The 17,457-nt window shown below is 70.8% G+C and carries 15 protein-coding genes and 2 tRNA genes; 9 read left to right on the top strand and 8 right to left on the bottom strand.

What is annotated here, in order from left to right; translation table 11 throughout:
* Positions 1–1,242, top strand: coding sequence for a glycerate kinase (locus Q7C18_RS06560; RefSeq protein ID WP_311024687.1), 1,242 nt, complete (start codon positions 1–3; stop codon positions 1,240–1,242).
* A 5-nt stretch (positions 1,243–1,247) separates the two neighbouring features.
* Positions 1,248–2,603 (top strand): allantoinase AllB, encoded by a 1,356-nt coding sequence (gene allB, locus Q7C18_RS06555; protein WP_311024686.1) that lies wholly within the window; start codon positions 1,248–1,250, stop codon positions 2,601–2,603.
* Between the two features lie 108 nt (positions 2,604–2,711).
* Here the strand turns inward: allB and bcp are convergent, their stop codons facing one another.
* The 4 genes from bcp to Q7C18_RS06535 form a co-directional block, all read right to left on the bottom strand.
* The gene (gene bcp / locus Q7C18_RS06550) at positions 2,712–3,176 is read right to left on the bottom strand and encodes a thioredoxin-dependent thiol peroxidase (RefSeq protein ID WP_311024685.1); all 465 of its coding nucleotides are present in this window, start codon (positions 3,174–3,176) and stop codon (positions 2,712–2,714) included.
* A 100-nt stretch (positions 3,177–3,276) separates the two neighbouring features.
* Complete coding sequence (locus tag Q7C18_RS06545; protein WP_070158724.1) at positions 3,277–4,608, bottom strand: DUF4032 domain-containing protein; 1,332 nt, start codon at positions 4,606–4,608, stop codon at positions 3,277–3,279.
* Positions 4,605–5,462: a trehalose-phosphatase gene (otsB, locus tag Q7C18_RS06540; RefSeq protein ID WP_311024684.1), complete on the bottom strand. Its 858-nt coding sequence runs from the start codon at positions 5,460–5,462 to the stop codon at positions 4,605–4,607. Before otsB ends, Q7C18_RS06545 begins: the two co-directional genes overlap by 4 nt.
* Before the next feature lie 18 nt (positions 5,463–5,480).
* Positions 5,481–6,983 carry a trehalose-6-phosphate synthase gene (locus Q7C18_RS06535; protein ID WP_311024683.1) on the bottom strand — a complete coding sequence of 501 codons (1,503 nt, stop codon included), beginning with the start codon at positions 6,981–6,983 and terminating at the stop codon, positions 5,481–5,483.
* 313 nt (positions 6,984–7,296) lie between these two features.
* Here Q7C18_RS06535 and Q7C18_RS06530 point away from each other — a divergent pair, with 313 nt between their 5' ends.
* The 4 genes from Q7C18_RS06530 (at position 7,297) to Q7C18_RS06515 (ending at position 11,524) form a co-directional block, all read left to right on the top strand.
* Entirely contained in the window at positions 7,297–8,214 is a 918-nt protein-coding gene (locus tag Q7C18_RS06530; protein WP_311024682.1) for a thioredoxin domain-containing protein, read from the top strand.
* Between the two features lie 112 nt (positions 8,215–8,326).
* Positions 8,327–8,402, top strand: a tRNA-Thr gene (locus Q7C18_RS06525).
* Positions 8,403–8,730: 328 nt separating this feature from the next.
* The gene (locus Q7C18_RS06520; RefSeq protein WP_311024681.1) at positions 8,731–10,281 is read left to right on the top strand and encodes a DHA2 family efflux MFS transporter permease subunit; all 1,551 of its coding nucleotides are present in this window, start codon (positions 8,731–8,733) and stop codon (positions 10,279–10,281) included.
* Between the two features lie 442 nt (positions 10,282–10,723).
* Positions 10,724–11,524: a polysaccharide deacetylase family protein gene (locus Q7C18_RS06515; protein WP_311024680.1), complete on the top strand. Its 801-nt coding sequence runs from the start codon at positions 10,724–10,726 to the stop codon at positions 11,522–11,524.
* Positions 11,525–11,540: 16 nt separating this feature from the next.
* Here Q7C18_RS06515 and Q7C18_RS06510 read toward each other — a convergent pair whose 3' ends face one another.
* The 3 genes from Q7C18_RS06510 to Q7C18_RS06500 are packed head-to-tail and all read right to left on the bottom strand — an operon-like array spanning position 11,541 to position 13,143.
* Positions 11,541–11,852 carry an AzlD domain-containing protein gene (locus Q7C18_RS06510; protein ID WP_311024679.1) on the bottom strand — a complete coding sequence of 104 codons (312 nt, stop codon included), beginning with the start codon at positions 11,850–11,852 and terminating at the stop codon, positions 11,541–11,543.
* Positions 11,849–12,556 carry an AzlC family ABC transporter permease gene (locus Q7C18_RS06505; RefSeq protein ID WP_311024678.1) on the bottom strand — a complete coding sequence of 236 codons (708 nt, stop codon included), beginning with the start codon at positions 12,554–12,556 and terminating at the stop codon, positions 11,849–11,851. Before Q7C18_RS06505 ends, Q7C18_RS06510 begins: the two co-directional genes overlap by 4 nt.
* On the bottom strand, positions 12,553–13,143 hold the full coding sequence (locus Q7C18_RS06500; protein ID WP_311024677.1) for an XRE family transcriptional regulator: 591 nt from the start codon (positions 13,141–13,143) through the stop codon (positions 12,553–12,555). Before Q7C18_RS06500 ends, Q7C18_RS06505 begins: the two co-directional genes overlap by 4 nt.
* 175 nt (positions 13,144–13,318) lie before the next feature.
* Between Q7C18_RS06500 and Q7C18_RS06495 the strand changes: the two genes are divergently transcribed.
* From Q7C18_RS06495 to Q7C18_RS06485, 3 genes are all read left to right on the top strand, one after another.
* The gene (locus tag Q7C18_RS06495; protein WP_070162363.1) at positions 13,319–14,005 is read left to right on the top strand and encodes an SDR family oxidoreductase; all 687 of its coding nucleotides are present in this window, start codon (positions 13,319–13,321) and stop codon (positions 14,003–14,005) included.
* A gap of 111 nt (positions 14,006–14,116) precedes the next feature.
* Positions 14,117–14,193 (top strand) — tRNA-Val (locus tag Q7C18_RS06490).
* Between the two features lie 203 nt (positions 14,194–14,396).
* Positions 14,397–16,646 (top strand): threonine/serine exporter family protein, encoded by a 2,250-nt coding sequence (locus tag Q7C18_RS06485; protein WP_311024676.1) that lies wholly within the window; start codon positions 14,397–14,399, stop codon positions 16,644–16,646.
* 18 nt (positions 16,647–16,664) lie between these two features.
* Here the strand turns inward: Q7C18_RS06485 and Q7C18_RS06480 are convergent, their stop codons facing one another.
* Positions 16,665–17,363 carry a uracil-DNA glycosylase gene (locus Q7C18_RS06480; RefSeq protein ID WP_311024675.1) on the bottom strand — a complete coding sequence of 233 codons (699 nt, stop codon included), beginning with the start codon at positions 17,361–17,363 and terminating at the stop codon, positions 16,665–16,667.
* Positions 17,364–17,457: the final 94 nt, after the last annotated feature.

Here is a 17,457-nt window from a genome sequence, read left to right as displayed (position 1 = left end):
ATGGCGAGCACCGCTGCCGGGCCGCGGACGTCCACCGTGGTGATCGCCCCGGACACCTTCAAGGGATCACTCGGGGCCGGTGAGGTGGCCCAGGCGCTGGCCTCCGGCATCCGCCGGTCCGCCCCGGGGGCCCGCGTGGTGGAGGTGCCCATGGCCGACGGCGGCGAAGGCACCCTGGATGCGGCGGCCGCCGGCTGGGAGATCGAGGCCCACCGGGTCACCGGGCCGGACGGCCGTCCGGCCCGGGCCCGGCTGGGTCTGAGGACCGACGACGGCGGCACGACCGCCGCCGTCGTCGAACTCGCCGAGGCCTCCGGGCTCCATGACATGGGGCCCGGGGCGGACCCGATGCGGGCCACCAGCCGGGGGACCGGGGAGCTGCTGCGCGCGGCTCTGGACCGCGGGGCCGATGAGGTCGTCCTGGCGCTGGGCGGCAGTGCCTGCACCGACGGCGGGGCCGGTATGCTCTCCGCACTGGGCGTCCGACTGCTGGACCGGGCTGGCCGACGCATCCCCGAGGGAGCCGCGGGGCTGAGCGGCCTGGCCTCCGCGGACCTGCGGGAGCTGGATCCGCGGATCGCCCAGACCCGGATCGTCATCGCCGCCGATGTGGATTCACCGCTGACGGGGCCGCAGGGGGCCGCTGAGGTGTTCGGCCCGCAGAAGGGCCTCGACGAGCAGCAGGTCCGCTGGGCCTCGCTCGCGCTGCAGCGGGCCGTGCCGGTGCTGGCCGAGGCGGCGTACCGCAGCAGCGGGCCCACCTGGTCCGATCATGTGGTCCGTGCCGCCGACCAGCCCGGGGCCGGCGCGGCCGGCGGGGTGGGCTTCGCCGCCCTGGCGCTGCTCGGGGCGGAGCGGCGCCCCGGCGTCGAGGTCGTCATGGAGCTGGTGGACCTGGAGACACGGATGGCCGGGGCGGACCTGGTCATCACCGGTGAGGGCAGCCTGGACACGCAGTCGCTGGCCGGCAAGGTGCCGGTGGGGGTGGCGCGCGTCTCAGCTCGGCATGGTATACCGGTGGTGGCGGTCTGCGGACGCAGTCTCCTGGACCGGGATCAGTGGGCGGCCGCCGGGATCGACCACGTCTGGGCTCTGCGGGACCTGGCGGGCAGCGACCAGGAGTCCATCCGTCGGGCCCCGGCGCTGCTGCAGGAGGTCGGAGGCCGGATCGGGCAGGAGCTCGCGGCGCGTTCGCGGCAGAGGCAGCTGATGGCAGGGCCCGCGGGGCCCGGAGAGGAATGAGGACCATGGCACATGAACTGGTGGTCACAGCGTCCCGGGCGCTGCTGCCTGCGGGATGGCAGGCCGTGGAGATCGGCGTCGACGACGGCGCGATCACCCGCATCGCCCCGGCCGGGACGGGGCTCCAAGGGCTCCGGACGGTGGAGGTTCCGGAGGATCAGGTGCTGCTGCCCGGTCTGGTGGACTCCCATGTCCACGTCAACGAGCCCGGCCGCACCGAGTGGGAGGGATTCGCCTCGGCGACCCGCGCGGCTGCCGCCGGCGGGGTGACCACGATCGTGGACATGCCGCTGAACTCCATCCCGCCGACGGTTGACCCGGAGGCGCTTCAGGTGAAGCGGGCCGCCGCTGAGGTGGCCGCCCATGTGGACATCGGCTTCTGGGGTGGGGCGATCCCCGGCAACGGTGAGCAGCTGCGCCCGCTGCACGAGCAGGGCGTCTTCGGCTTCAAATGCTTCCTGGAGGACTCCGGTGTGGAGGAGTTCCCGCCGCTGGAGCCGGCCGAGATGGAGGCCGACATGACCATCCTCGCCGAGCTGGGATCGATGATGATCGTCCACGCCGAGGACCATGGCACGCTGGTCCAGGCGCCGCAGGCCTCCGGCCGCAAGTATGAGGACTTCCTGCGCTCCCGGCCGCGGGAGGCGGAGAACGTGGCGATCCGGGCGGTCATCGATGCCGCCCGCCGCACCGGGGCTCGCGCCCACATCCTGCACCTGTCCTCGGCCGACGCCCTGCCGGAGATCCGCGCGGCCCGGGCCGAGGGGGTCCGCCTGACGGTGGAGACCTGCCCGCACTACCTGGTGCTGGCCGCCGAGGAGATCGTCGACGGCGCCACCACGCATAAGTGCTGCCCGCCGATCCGCGAGGCCGCGAACCGGGATCTGCTGTGGGAGGCCCTGGCGGACGGCACCATCGACTGCGTGGTCTCGGACCATTCGCCGTCGACCGCGGAGCTGAAGCTGCTCGACACCGGGGACTTCGGGGCCGCCTGGGGCGGGATCTCCTCGCTGCAGCTGGGCCTGCCGCTGGTGTGGAGCGAGGCCAGGGCCCGCGGACTGGAGCTGTCCCAGGTGGTGGGCTGGATGTCTTCCGGCCCGGCCGACCAGGTGGGTCTGCAGGACAAGGGGCGCATCGCCGAGGGGGCGAGCGCGGACCTGGTGGTCTTCGCCCCGGAGAAGTCCTGGAGCGTGGAGGCTGAGCGCCTCTGGCACCGCAACAAGGTCAGCGCCTATGACGGCCGTGAGCTGGTCGGCGTCGTGGAGGTCACGCTGCTGCGCGGCGAAGAGGTCGACTTCGAGACTCCGCGGGGTCGGTTGATCAGTCGGACCGAGGCCGCGGCGCCGCAGCCGCAGAGCTGAGGTCGTCCGCCGCACGACGACGCCGCGGGCCCCGACCAGATCTGGTCGGGGCCCGCGGCGTCTGGGTCTGGTGCGGGGCGGAGCGCGGACGGCGCTCAGGCGCCGAGCTCAGACTCCCAGGGTGCGGCGCAGGGCGGCCACATGCCCGTCGGCGGCGACCTCGTAGGCTGCGTGGCGCAGGGTGCCCTCGGGGTCGATGACGAAGGTGGAGCGCAGGGTGCCCTCCACCGTGCGGTCTCCGAGGTTCTTGGTGCCGAAGGTGCCGTAGGCGCGGGCGGTGGCCTGGTCGGCGTCGGAGAGCAGCGGGAAGGTCAGCTGCTGGTCCTCGGTGAAGCGGCGCAGCGCCTCTGGCTCATCGGGGGAGACCCCGACGACGGCGTATCCAGCGGCTTGCAGGGAGGCGAGGTTGTCCCGGAAGTCGCAGGCTTCGGTGGTGCAGCCCGGCGTGGCGGCCTTGGGGTAGAAGTAGACGATCAGGTGCTGCCCGGCGAAGTCGGCGGTGCTGACCTGGTTGCCGTCGGCGTCGGACAGGGCGAAGGCGGGGGCCGGCTGGCCCACCTGAAGGCGTGTCATGAGGTCTCCTCGAGAGGGGTCAGGGACTCCGCCAGTGTATCGCTATGCGGAATCATAAATCCATGATGTGGATATCAAGGGGTGTTTGTCGCGCCCCATGTCACTCCGGGTCCGCCGCCCAGACGGCGTCGTCCTCCCCGGTGAAGCTGATGCCGTCGTCGTCCTCGTCGTCGCGCTCTCCGCGTTCCAGCTGCTCGATCACATCGGTGGGCGGGTTGATCATCAGCACCGCCTCGTCCCGGTAGCCGCGCAGCTCCTCCTCGATGAAGCTGGGCAGCGCATCGGCCAGGTCCACGTCGCGGCCCTCCCGCTCGGAGAGCTTCCAACGGTGGTCGATCAGCTGGTGCATCAGCTCGGCCGGCTCCAGCTTGTCCCGCAGCTCCCGGGGGATCTGGGCGATCAGCGGCTGGAACACCTGCTGGGTCCACATATGGGCCGCCACCGCCTCATCCCCGTGCGGGTCGGTCTGCGCCCGGTAGGCGTCGATCGCGCCCAGCAGCCGCCGGGCCTGGTTCTCCTGCACGTCCAGGCCGGTGAGGTTCATCAGCCGCCGCTGGTGGTGCCCGGGGTCCACCACCTTGGGGCGCAGCAGCAGCTTGCCGTCCGCGCTGGCCGAGCGGATGTCGTATTCCTCGACGTCGAAGCCCAGCTCGTTGAGCCGGCGGATCCGCTCCTCGATCAGCCACTGCTGGTCCGGGTTGAAGGCGGTGTCCCCGGTGAGCTCGCTCCACAGGCCCCGGTAGGAGTCGATGAACTGGTGGCTGGTGGCGATGGGATCGACCTCCTCGTCCACCATGCCGCCCTCCATGAGGTCCATCAGCTCCCCGGCGATGTTCACCTGGGCCAGCTCGAGGTCGTACTCGCGCTGTCCGGTGGAGAGCTCGGGGTGGATCTCCCCGGTCTCGGCGTCCACCAGGTAGGCGGCGAACTGGCCGGCATCGCGGCGGAACAGGGTGTTCGACAGGGAGACGTCGCCCCAGTAGAAGCCGATCAGGTGCAGCTCCACCATCAGCAGCGCCTGGGCGTCGATCAGTCGGTGCAGGGTCTCCTTGCGCATCATCTGGTTGAACACCGCCCGATACGGCAGCGAGAACCGCAGGTGCCGGGTGATCAGCGCCGGGGACAGCGCAGTGCCGTCCTCCCGGGTGCGACCGGTCACCTCGGCCACCGGCTTCACGCACGGCGCGCCCAACCGGCCCAGCCGGCGCAGCATCCGGTACTCGTGCCGGGCGGCCCGCTCCGAGGTCTCCTTGATGGCGATGATCGACCCGCCCAGATGGGCGAACCGCACGATGTGCCGGGAGATGCCTCGCGGCAGCGCGGCGATCACGTCCTCCGGCCACTCCACCAGCGGCAGATGCCACGGCAGGTCCAGCAGCTCCTGCGGGATGGTGCCGGAGGCGGTCAGGCTCAGGCCTGGGACTGGATTCACTGCTGCTCCTTCTCTGCGGCCGGGGCCCCTGCGGCTCCGGCCCGCTCGCGGGCGTCTGCGATCACGGTCAGCACATCGGCCAGCTGGGGCGGAGCCCCGATCCTGTGGTCGGCGCGGGTCTCACCCTCGCCCACCTTCACCCCGACGTCGGCACCGGCCAGCACCGCGAATCCGAACTCGTCGGTGACGTCGTCGCCGGCGAAGAACACCGCATCCGGGGACACCAGCTCGCGCAGCTCGGTGATGCCCTCGCCCTTGGTCGCCTGCACGACCACGGCCTCCAGCACCGCTTTGCCCTCCTTCGGGTGCACCTCGTCCAGGGCGGCGACGGCGGCGCGCGCCTCGGTGAGCACGTGCTCGGCCTCCGCGGCGTCGGGCACCTTGCGCACATGCATGGCCGCCCCGGCGGGCTTGTGCTCCACCCAGGCGCCGTCGGTCTGGGCCGCGATGGTCTCGAAGACCTCCAGCAGGCGGGTCCGTGCGGCCTCCTGCTCCGAGGTCAGGACCAGCTGCGCATCCTCCTCGGCCAGGTCCGCCACATCCCGTTCGGCGCCGTGGGAACCGATCAGCAGGGTTCCCGACGGCGGCGCGGCGATCTCCCGCAGCGTGTCCAGTCCGCGCCCGGAGACATAGGCGACCCGCACCCCGTCGAACTCCGAGAGGCGCCGGACCGCCTCGGCGTTCGCCGGCACCGGCCGGGCGTCGTCAGCGTCCGGGACCAGCTCGGCCACACAGCCGTCGAAGTCCAAGCACACCAGGATCTTCGGCAGCGCGGCGAAGTGCCGCAGCGCGGCCACCAGGTCATCGTCCAGCGCCGTCACGGAGGTGTCCCGTGGAGCGTGATCTGTGGTCATGGCTCGAGTATCTCCCGATCAGCGCAGCTCCGCCAGACGCTCGAGGAACTCCTCGGCCCAGCGCTGCACGTTGTGGGAGACCACCTGACGGCGCAGGCTGCGCATCCGCCGTCGCGCATTCTCCGGCTCCATGGTGGCGGCCTTGACCATCGCAGTCTTCAGTTCGTCCACATCATGGGGATTGATGAGCAGCGCCTGACGCATCTGGTCCGCCGCGCCGGTGAACTCGGAGAGCACCAGCACGCCCTGTCCCGACTTGCGGGCGGCCACATACTCCTTGGCCACCAGGTTCATGCCGTCGCGCAGCGCGGTGACCAGCATGACGTCGGCGGCCAGATACAGCGCCACCATCTCTTCCACCGGGTAGGAGTGGTGCAGGTAGCGGATCGCGGTGTGGGCCAGGGTGTCGTACTCGCCGTTGATCCGCCCGACGGTGGACTCGATCTCCTCCCGCAGCAGCCGGTAGGACTCCACGCCTTCCCGGGAGGGGCTGGCCACCTGCACCAGGCAGGCCTGGCCCACCGTGAGCTCGCCGTCGGCCAGCAGCTCCTCGTAGGCCTTCATCCGGTGCCGGATGCCCTTGGTGTAGTCCAGGCGGTCCACGCCCAGGAAGATCGTCTCCGGGTTGCCCAGCTCGCGCCGGATCTGCTCGGAGCGGGCGATGATGTCCGGGCGCTCCGCCAGCTCCACGATCTTCTGGGTGTCGATGGAGATGGGGAACGCCTTGGCCTCCGCGATGCGGTAGTCGCCCTGCTGCGGGGCGGCCGCCTGGCGGGCGACCGTGCCGCGCGCCGGGTCCGGATGCAGGCCGGGCAGGGAGGACAGCTGGTCCGGCTCCGGCTCCTCGGAGGGCACGTAGATCTGGTCCGACTTGATGTAGTAGCCCAGCCGGTGGCGCACCACCCGCTGGAAGTTCCGGGCGTCGGACTCGCGCTGGAAGCCGATGAGGTCTGCGCCGAGCAGTCCCCGCAGCACCGAATGCCGCCAGGGGAGCTGGGAGAACAGTCCCGGGGGAGGGAAGGGGATGTGGTTGAAGAACCCGATCCTCACATCCGGGCGCAGCTCGCGCAGCATGGCGGGCACCAGCTGCAGCTGGTAGTCCTGCACCCAGATGGTCGCACCTTCGGCGGCGACGGCGGCCGCGGCCTCTGCGAAGCGCCGGTTCACCCGTCGATACGCCTCGAACCAGTGGCGGTGGAACTCCGGGCGGGCGATCACATCATGGTAGAGCGGCCACAGCGTCGCATTGGAGAACCCCTCGTAGTAGTCCTCCACCTCCTGCTCGCTCAGCGGGACGGGCACCAGGTGCATGCCGGCGTGGTCGAACGGCTCCAGCGTCTCATCCGCCGCACCGTGCCAGCCCACCCAGGCGCCGTCGGACTGCGCCATGATCGGGGCCAGAGCGGTGACCAGTCCGCCGGGGGAGCGGCGCCACCCCGTCCCGCCGTCCTCAGTGGTGATCCGGTCCACGGCGAGCCGATTGGCCACCACCACGAAGTCGTACCCGCTCTTCTGAGCCATCAGCGCGAACTCCCTTCCTCTCGAGGACGGCGTCCGCTGCGACCATCACCACCGGCGATGGCCTGTGACGCCCGTCGCATCCTGTGTGGCGCAACTCTACCCGGACCGGCGCCGTTCCGGGCCTGAATGTGAGGAAGATCGACCTCCGGCCGGCTGAGCCCGGTCAGCGCGGCGACGGCGTCGTGACCAGCCACGACGCCGCCGTCATGGGAGCCGACCCGTCCAGGAAACCCCCGGAGTGAGGGGCTACCCTGGATGCGACCGTTCCCCGGATCCGCCTGCGCGGAGCCGGCACTACGACATCTTCGGAGACATGATGGCTCGAAATCCCCAGACCTCGGGCGGCAGCGCCCGCGACCAGGCCCGACGCATCCAGCAGGAGGAGGAGGCCAAGCAGCGCAGGACTTCCGTGATGCTGCGCGTCGGCGTGATCGTGGTGGCGCTCGCCGTCGTGGTGGGTCTGACCTTCTTCATCATCAATCAGCGCGCCGGTCAGGAGCGGATGACCGCCAGCGAAGGCCCCGCTCCCGCCTCGGCGAACGAGCAGGGCGGCATCACGCTGACCTCGGCCACCGAGATCATCGACGGGGCCGACCTCGGCACGGTCGACGCCTCGGACGTGCCGGAGTCCGAGACCGAGCTGCCCATCGGTGTGGAGCCGGGCGAGGAGGGCGAGCCCCCGCATCTGGTGGTCTACGCCGACGTGAACTGCGTGCACTGCGCCAACTTCGAGGCTGAGCACGGCGAACAGATCAAGGAATGGGTCGACGCCGGCCAGATCACCGTCGAGTACCGCATGGTCGGGTTCCTGGACCAGAACTCCACCACCAACTACTCCTCGCGAGGGGCCAACGCCACGGTCTGCATGGCGGAGGAGTCCCCGGAGAACTACCTGGACTACCTGGCCGAAGTCGTGACGCACCAGCCGCAGGGGGAGCTGTCCAACGACGAGCTCGTCGCTCGGGCCGAGGCCTACGGTGCGGACATCGAGTCCTGCGTGGAGGGTGGCACCTACCGGGCCTTCGTCACCTACACCTCGCGCCAGGCCTCCGCTCAGGGTGTGGGCGGGACGCCGACCGTCTACCTCGACGACGAGGACTGGAGCACCTCCGAGATGGGCTTCCGGGAGTTCGTCGAGTCGAGGATCGGCGACGCGGACGCCGACGAGGACGCCGACGACGAGGATGCTGACGCTGAAGACGCCGACGGGGACGCGGACGACGAGTCCTGATCCTGCGGCCCGCGGGCGGGGGTCATGCTTCCGCCCGCAGGGTCGTCCGACCATGAACTGGTCACCTGAGGAGATCCGCCGGTAGGATGGGTCTCCGGCGCTGCGGCGCCACGCCTCCTTAGCTCAGCTGGTAGAGCAGCTGTCTTGTAAACAGCAGGTCGTCGGTTCGAACCCGGCAGGGGGCTCCACAGCATCCCGGATCCGCGGACAGCCCGCGGACAGTCCGATGCCAGGCGGTCCATGCGCGGCGCGCATGCGTCGATGTCCGCCTGATCTTCAGAAGATCTCACCGACGATCGGGAATACCTGCGCCGGGCCGCCGGTTGACTGAAGCGGACTAGCATGCACCCTGTGCCTCTCCGTCGCTGTCGCGACGATGCCCGGTGCCATGCGGCAGCCCTCCCTCCCTGCTACGGGATGCGGCGCCGCCGTCTGACCATCGACCCACCGTGAGTCCTGCAGGTCCGTGCCTCCGAGGCACGGACCTGCAGGACCATCATCGTCTCTGGAGGCCTCATGAGCGCACCGTCAACCCCGCCGCCCGCACCCCCCGTCGAGGTGCCCAGGATGCCCGCCGGTGACAAGTTCACCATCGGCACGCTGCTCATCGCCGCGTTCATCATGATCCTCAACGAGACCATCATGAACGTCGCCCTGCAGCCGCTGATGGTGGAGTTCCAGGTCGGAGAGACCACCATCCAGTGGCTGACCACCGCGTTCATGCTGACCCTGGCCACGGTCATCCCCACCACGGGTTACCTGATGCAGCGGTTCAGCCTGCGGACCGTCTTCACCATCGCCATGGTGCTCTTCAGCCTCGGCACGGCGATCGCCGCGGCCGCCTTCGGGTTCCCCATGCTGCTGGTCGGTCGCATCGTGCAGGCCGCCGGCACCGCGATGATGCTGCCCCTGCTGATGACCACCACGCTGACCCTGGTGCCGCTGCAGCGCCGCGGGGTGGTCATGGGGAACATCTCCATCGTGATCTCGGTGGCTCCGGCCACCGGTCCGGCGCTGTCCGGGCTGATCCTGCACATCGCCGACTGGCGGTTCCTGTTCCTGATGATCCTGCCCATCGCCCTGGTGGCGCTGGTGCTGGGGCGTCCCCGTCTGGACAGCAGCCCCGGAGTCAAGGGCGGCGGACTGTCCGTGCCCTCGCTGCTGCTCTCGGTGCCCGGCTTCGCCGGAGTCGTCTACGGCATCAGCCAGCTCGGCGGTGGCCACGGTGAAGGTGCCGGCGTGGATGAGACCGTCGAAGCCGGCGTCGACGTCGTCGCCCTGGTGGTGCTGATCGTCGGCGTGCTGTTCCTGGCCGCCTTCACCTGGCTGCAGATCCGCCTGCAGAAGGGCGGGAACCCGCTGCTGAATCTCTCGCCGTTCCGGTACACCATGTTCACGCGCTCGCTGCTGATGATGCTGCTGATGATGATCGCCCTGTTCGGCGCGATCATCATGCTGCCGCTGTTCCTGCAGCAGGTCCGCGGTCTGGACACGCTGCAGACCGGCCTGCTGATGCTGCCTGGCGGCGTGCTGATGGCGCTCCTGGCTCCGATCGTCGGCCGCCTCTATGACCGCGTCGGCCCCAAGCCGCTCGTCGTCCCCGGGGCCTCCCTGTTGGTCATCGCGCTGTTCCTGATGAGCCTGCTGAGCCCGGACAGCAGCATCTGGGCGGTCCTCGGGCTGCACCTGGTGCTCAGCTTCGGGCTGGCCTGCCTGTTCACCCCGGCCTTCACCACGGCCATGAATCCGCTGCCGCAGCCGCTGTACTCCCACGGCTCAGCGGTGCTGAACACCCTGCAGCAGCTGGCCGCCGCCGTCGGCACTGCGCTGCTGGTCACCGTGCTGGGCCTGGGTGCGGCCGCCGCGACGGCTCGCGGGCTGGACCCTGACGCCGCCGCCGTCGAAGGCTTCCGCACCGCCTTCCGCACGGCTGCCGTGATGAGCCTGGGCACCCTGGCCCTCGGGCTGACTCTGCGCGCCACCAAGGCCGGAGAGGCCGAGGGTGGGGACCCTGCGGAGCATGGCCGACCGGACCAGGGGGAGGCCGCGCCGGCCGCCGCCCACTGAGAATCGCCCGCTGAGAGCGGGCGGGATCCACAGACGACGCCGGGCCCGGCAGAGATGCACTGATCATCTCTGCCGGGCCCGGCGTCGTCTGTCTGCGTGAGGTCTGCGGCCGTCTGGCAGGGCCGCGTCCGGCGCCGCGTTCGTCCTGCCGGCGCCGATGTTCTTCCCTGGGTGGGAAGCGGGGCCCGCCCGCACCGAGCGGGCCCCTGTCGCACCCAAGTGAGGACCACCTTACAGAGTGGATCAGGAATACGCAACGCCCATGTGTTGAAAATTCGCAGCGTCGATCATGGGTCGCCAGCGGGTAGCGGTCCCGGCGCGTCGGCGGGTCACGTGGGGAGCGTTCGCCCGGCGTCGCCGCGCGGATCGAGCGACATTGTTGCGCGGGAGTTCGTAAATGCCGCTACACTCCTGCCGTGTCGCAGATCACAGGAGGACAGCCATGGTCAGGTTCGCTCGCACCGCTCTCACCGCCGCCCTCACCGGGGGTATGATGCTCGCCGCCCTCGGCCCCGGCGCCCAGGCCGCACCGGGCGGCTCCGGCGGCTCCGCGCCGACCGGCGGCCACCCCGATCCGGTGCCGGAGCCGGTCCGCCAGGCCCAGGGGGAGGGCGACGTCGTCGCGCTCACGGTGGACGACGGCCCGAATCCCGGCGAGACCGACGCGCTGCTGGACCTCCTGGCCGAGCGTGACATCAGGGCGGTGTTCTGCGTGATCGGGCAGAACATCACCGCCCCTGGAGGTGCGGAGCTGCTGCGTCGGATCGTCGACGACGGCCATGTGCTGTGCAATCACACCACGAGCTATGCGGACATGGCCGGGTGGGAGTCCGAGGAGATCCGTCAGGACCTGACCGAGACGCTGGAGATCATCCGCGATGCCCTCGACGACCCCCAGGCGCCCGTGCCGTTCTTCCGGGCGCCCAACGGCAGCTGGGGACAGACGCCGGAGGTCGCCGTCGAACTGGGGATGCAGCCACTCGCGGTGGTCAACACGATCGCCGACTGGGAGACCCAGGACGAACAGATCCTCACGGAGAACCTGCGGGAGGCCATCGTGCCCGGCGAGCTGGTGCTCGTCCACGACGGCGGCGGGGACCGGTGGGGCACCATCTCCGCGGTGGAGACCGTGGTCACCGAGAAGCTCGCCGACGGCTGGGAGTTCACCCTGCCCGTGGGGATCGACACGGGTGACGACGGCGACCAGCCCACAGCAGTCCAGCGGTGGGTGGTCAGGCCCTGAGCGCGTGAGTCACGGGTCAGCCGATGCCGAGGGCCCGCAGGCCCGCGGCGGCTCCGGCTCCGGCGATCACCACCACGAGGAACGGGGCCCGCAGCAGCAGAGCGACGGCGGCGGCGAGCAGGGCGCCGACCCGCGCGTCGAGCACCACGCCGCCATCGCCTGAAGCGGTATTCATGGCCACCAGGGAGGCCAGCAGCGCCACCGTCATCAGGGTGGAGAGCCGGCCGACCAGCGGGTGCTCCAGCCAGGAGCCCGGCACCAGGTAGCCGAGGAGCTTGGTGGCGTACACCGCCGCACAGGCCAGCAGGACCCAGAGCCACTGTGTCATGGGCGGACCTCCTCGTGCTCCTTGCGCGTCCTCGTCGACTCGGCGCCTCCGCTCCGGCCGCGGGTGACCAGGCCCCAGGCCGCCGCGACGACAGCTGCCAGCAGCACCGGCACGCCGGCCGGCAGCATCGGCATGGTCAGCACCGTGACCAGGGCGGCCACTACGGCCAGCGCCCAGGGCTCCCGAGACCTCAGCCGCGGCCACAGCAGGCCCAGGAAGGCGGCGACCACCGCCCCGTCGAGCCCCAGCGCCTCCGGCTCCGCCACGAAGTCGCCCAGCAGGGCGCCGACCACGGTGGCGAGGTTCCACCCGACATAGACGCCCAGACCGGTCACCCAGAATCCGCGGCGCCGCTCCTCGGGGTCGGTCTGGCTCATGGCGTTGGCCGCCGACTCGTCGATGGTGAGCTGCGCGCTGACCCAGCGCCGCCAGCCCGAGGGGTCGAACATGGCCTTCATCTGCACCGCGTAGATGGTGTTCCGTGCGCTGAGCAGCGTCGAGGCGCCCAGTGCGGCGCCCCCGGAGCCGCCGGCGGCCAGGATTCCGATGAAGGCGAACTGGGACCCGCCCGAGAACAGCAGGGCCGAAAGTGCCACCGTCTGCCACAGCGTCAGTCCCGAGGCCACGGACAGTGCACCGAAGGAGAGCCCGTACAGGGAGACGGCGGCGGCGATGGAGAGCCCCATCCGGGTGGCCGGCGTCATCGCGGGCCTCCCGGGGTGCCGGCGGCGGGGTGCTCCATGAGCAGGGCGAACCACGCGCCCGCGGTGAGGGCCTCGTAGGTGTGCGGGACGTCGCCGGCGAAGGTGGCGTAGTCGCCGGGTTCCAGGATGATGGGTGCATCCTCCGGACCGAGGCGGATCCTGCCGGAGCCGATCACCACGTGCTCGACGGAGCCCGGCGTATGTGGTGCGGCGCTGCGCGGCTCCCCAGGCTCCAGGCTCACCACGTAGAGGTCCCTCTGGGCGGAGCTCCGGCCGGTGTGCAGCAGAGTGGCCAGGTAGTCGGACTCGGCGGAGGGCACCGGGGTGCGGTCCGCGGCGCGGATGATCCGCGGTCCGCGGGGAGGGGCCTCCACCAGGCGGGCGAAGGGGATGCCCAGGGTGGAGGCGATGGACCACAGGGTCTCCACGCTCGGGTTCGCCTGTCCGGACTCCAACTGGGAGACGGTGGACTTCGCGATGCCGACGCGGCGGGCAAGCTCGCTGATCGAGAGCCCGGCCTGCTGTCGTTCGGCGCGCACCGCCGCGGCGATGTGCGCCCGCAGTGCGTGATGATCCTGCTCAGCCATGAAACCTCCTTCGTTCGGTACATCATGCCATGCGTTCGGCATGGCGAACCAGCCGGAGGGGCGTCGCAGCGGGCCTGGTGGGAGGAATAGCTGGACCGTGCAGATGTTGTGCCAGAAGGCGAACCTGTTCAGCAGGGCGCCTGCCCGATCCCGAGATCGACCGAAGGAGAATTCCATGGCACAGGACAAGCGCGTCGTCATCCTGGGCGGCCACGGGAAGGTGGCGATGCTCGCCGCCCCCAAGCTCGTCTCCGCCGGATGGAGCGTGGATTCGCTCATCCGCAACCCGGATCACCGAGACGACGTCGCGGCCACCGGGGCCACTCCGGTGGTCCTGGACATCGAGAACGCCGACGTCGACCAGCTCGCCGAGGCCTTCGACGGCGCAGACGCCGTCGTCTTCTCCGCCGGCGCCGGGGGCGGCAATCCTGCCCGCACCCGCGCGGTGGACCTGGAGGCCGCCGTCCGGTCCATGGAAGCCGCGGAGCAGGCCGGGGTCACCCGCTACGTGATGGTCTCCTATGTCCGGGCCGAGACCGACGTGGACACCCTGGACAAGGAGAGCTCCTTCTACCCCTACGCGGAGGCCAAGCACCACGCCGACTCCCACCTGCGCGGCACCGCTCTGGACTGGACCATCCTCGGCCCCGGCTCGCTGACCCAGCAGCCGGCCACGCGCCGACTGCAGGTGGTCGACGGCGCCGGGCTGATCGACGGCCGCAGGCCCGACGCCGCGGAGGTCGGGGCCTCCCGGGAGAACGTGGCCGAGGCGATCACCCATGTGCTCACCGCCGGCGCCGCGGTGCGCCGGACCGTGAACTTCTACGACGGCGAAACCCCGCTGGAGGAGGCGCTCGCCTGATTCGGCGGCATCGCCTCGGGCGCCCCGGGCCCCGGTTTTCCGAATCGGGGCCCGAGGTGCTAATCTTTTCTGGCGCTCGCAGGCAGGCTGAATGCCGGCGAGATCACGCACGGATCCGTAGCTCAGATGGTTAGAGCGCTCGCTTCACACGCGAGAGGTCGATGGTTCGAGTCCATTCGGATCCACCATTTCGCAGCACACCGCCCTGTCGGGCCGCCGCCACTCTGGCCGGCGACCGGCGGGGCGGTTCTGTACCGTCGCCCGCTTCCAGATCGTCCCGATCGGCGATCGGCGGGCCCAGGACCCCCACGACGCCTCGGGCGCTCGACCCCGCCGCGAGCCCCACCGCGTAGATTGGGAGACGATCCGAGACATCCTGAAGGGAGGGGCAGTGGCAGCTCAGCAGGGCCGCAGGGGCACCCGCGACGTCCAGCCGCACGAGGACGAGGCCCGCTGCGGGGCGGATGGCGTGGCCGGTCCGGACGAGTCGGGCGGGCCGGGGACGTCGGGCGACCAGCACGGGCTGGGGGAGCACCATGCCAGCACGGACGCCGTCGAGGCCATCGACCCCGTCATCTCCGAGCCCGACGCCGAGGTCACCCTCATCCCGGTGGTGCGGCCAGCCTCCGCCGGCGAGGACGAGGAGGAGGACACCTCCACCGGATTCGTCCGGGCCCTGACCGGCAGCATCGCCTCCTCCTGGCAGGCCTCCCGAGAGGCCGAGGCCACCTTGGAATGGGAGGAATACGACGCCGAGGCTGCCGAGCGTGCCCAGGAGGAAGCCGCCCAGGCCGAAGTGGAGGCGGTCCGCCACGAGTACGCCCCCGACGCCTTCTATGACTCCCCGGCCGACAGCCCTGACCTCGGCCAGCACGGGCATCCTGGGCATCCCGGTCAGCACGTCCAGTCCGGTCCTCCCACCTCACCGCTGCCGCGGCCCCACACGCACACCTTCGATGAAGCCCGTCAGGAGCTGGGGCACCCGGAGCGCCCTGCGGACCGGGTGTCCACCGGCGAGTGGACCCCCGTCGGAGACTGGGCCCAGACCGAGGCGCTGGGGCCTCAGATCCCCGGCGACCGCGCCCTGGCGGCGGACCCGCACGAGGTCTCCGCCGCGCCCGCCAGCGAACCGATCCGTCGTCGCTCCGTGCTCCGCCCCGCAGGGACGAAACTGGCGGACCAGCTGAAGCTGCCCCCGCTGTTCGACCGCTCCGTGTTCGAGCAGAAGGTGCGGCCGCAGAACGTGCTGCGCCGCATCATGCGGGCCGAGACGACCCACACCCAGGCCGTGCCGTTGGTGGACCGGCTCGTGGGCACCCCCTACGCGAACCCCCGTCAGGCCGAGCAGCCGGTGGACTCGGACGAACTGGCCACGATCGCCTTCGTCCTCGACCTGGGGGAGGCGCTGTTCCGGTACGGGGCCGGCGCCCTGGAGGTTGAGACCTCGATCATCGCGGTCACCGCGGCCTTCGGGATGAAGAACACCGACGTCGACATCACCAACCAGTCGATCAGCCTCAACTGGGCACCGGACGGCAAGATCCCCTACTCCCGGGTGCGCGTGGTGCGTTCCTGGTCCCGGAACTACAAGGCCCTGGCCGCGGTGCATGAGCTGGTCACCGACATCATCTCCGGGCGGCTCACCCGCGGCGAGTCGGCCGAGCGGCTCCAGGAGATCACCCGGGAGCCCAAGCCGTATCCGCGCTGGATGGTGAACCTGGCCGGAGCTCTGTTCGCCAGCCTGTTCGCGAGCTTCCTCGGAGCCCCGCTTCTGGACGCCGCCCTCGGCTTCGCCGCGACCCTGGTGGTGCTGGGCATCACCCGTCAGCTGGCGGTCTGGAGGGTCCCGGAGTTCTTCACCCTGGCCGCCGGCGGTTTCATGGCCACCTTCATCGCCATGGGCGCCTTCATGCTGGACGCGCCCATCACTCCGTCCATGGTGGTGGCCGGCGGGCTGATGATCCTGCTGCCCTCGGCCCGGGTGGTCTCCGCCATCCAGGACGCGATCAACGGCTTCCCCATCACGTCTGCCGGACGTCTGGTCTCCGCGATGATCGCCTTCGCGGGGATGACAGCGGGCATCATGGCCGGCGTCGTGCTGGCCGACCTGCTGGGTGCCCCGCACATCGAGGTGGCGGTGGGGCTGACCCGCATCTACCATCCGACCGTGCTGGTGGCGCTGGTGTTCGTCGCCGCGATGGCCGCCGCCGTCGTGGAGCAGGCGCGCTGGAAGATGCTGCTGCCCACCGGTGCCGTCTCGGCCCTGGGCTTCCTGCTGTTCTATGCCGGTGAGCTGATCGGGCTGGGGGAGCGGATGACCCCGATCCTGGGCGCGACGGTGGTCGGCGCGCTTGGCCGTGTGGTGGCGCTGCGCATGGGCGCCCCGCAGCTGGTGGTCGCCGTGCCGGGCATGATGTTCATGCTCCCGGGTCTCATGGTCTTCCGGGGCATGTATCAGATCGCTCTCGACAACCCCGAGGTCACCCTGGTGGACTCGATGATGGGCGGGCTGACCGAGCTGTTCAGCGCCCTGATCATCATCCTGGGCATCGCCGCCGGCATCGTGCTCGGCGATGTGCTGATGCGTCCGTTCACCTCGGGGCTGCAGTCCAACGAGCGGTCCCGCGGCCGACGCCGCTGAGCAGTCATACGGGTGCGGTCAGGCGGGTGCGGTCAGGCGCCAGTCCACCGGAGCCGCGCCCAGGTGCTGCAGAGCGTCGTTGGTCCGGGAGAACGGCCGCGAGCCGAAGAAGCCTCGATGGGCGGACAGCGGCGAGGGGTGCGGGCTGGTGATCACTGCCGTGTGGTCTCCCGCATTCAGCAGCGGCTGCAGGCGCCGCGCATCGGCGCCCCACAGGATGGAGACCAGCGGGGTGTCCCGGGCCACCAGCGACCGGACGGCGGCCTCGGTGATCTGCTCCCATCCGATGCCCCGGTGCGAGCCCGGGCTGCCTGCGGTGACGGTGAGGACCCTGTTGAGCATCAGCACCCCCTGCCGGCTCCACGCCGTGAGATCGCCGTGCGGAGCGGGCTCGATGCCGAGGTCCTGATGCAGCTCTCGGAAGATGTTCTGCAGGCTGCGGGGCAGCGGCCGCACATCCGGGGCTACGGCGAAGGACATGCCGATCGGATGCCCCGGGGTGGGGTAGGGATCCTGGCCGAGGATCAGGACCCGGACGTCGTCGAAGGGCTGCCGGAAGGCGCGCAGCACGGCCTCCGGGGCGGGCAGCACGTGCTCGCCGGAGGCCCGGCGGCGGGTCAGCTCCTCGCGGACGCGGGCGAACTGCGGCTCCTGCGCGGCCAGGGCCCGCTCCCAGCCGGACTCCAGAGGTGCGACGAGGTTCTCGGAGAGCTCCATGGGCCACCACCTTAGAGGGTGCCTGGGAGGTACGTGGTCGCTCGTCATGCGCCCGGAGGTGGTCCGCGGAGGATCCAGGAGGCGATTTCCGGTG

Source organism: Nesterenkonia sp. CL21 (genome assembly GCF_031705515.1).
GTDB lineage: Bacteria > Actinomycetota > Actinomycetes > Actinomycetales > Micrococcaceae > Nesterenkonia > Nesterenkonia aethiopica.
The sequence above is the reverse complement of the archived record's forward strand: the minus strand, read 5'-3'. Positions and strand labels throughout refer to the sequence as shown.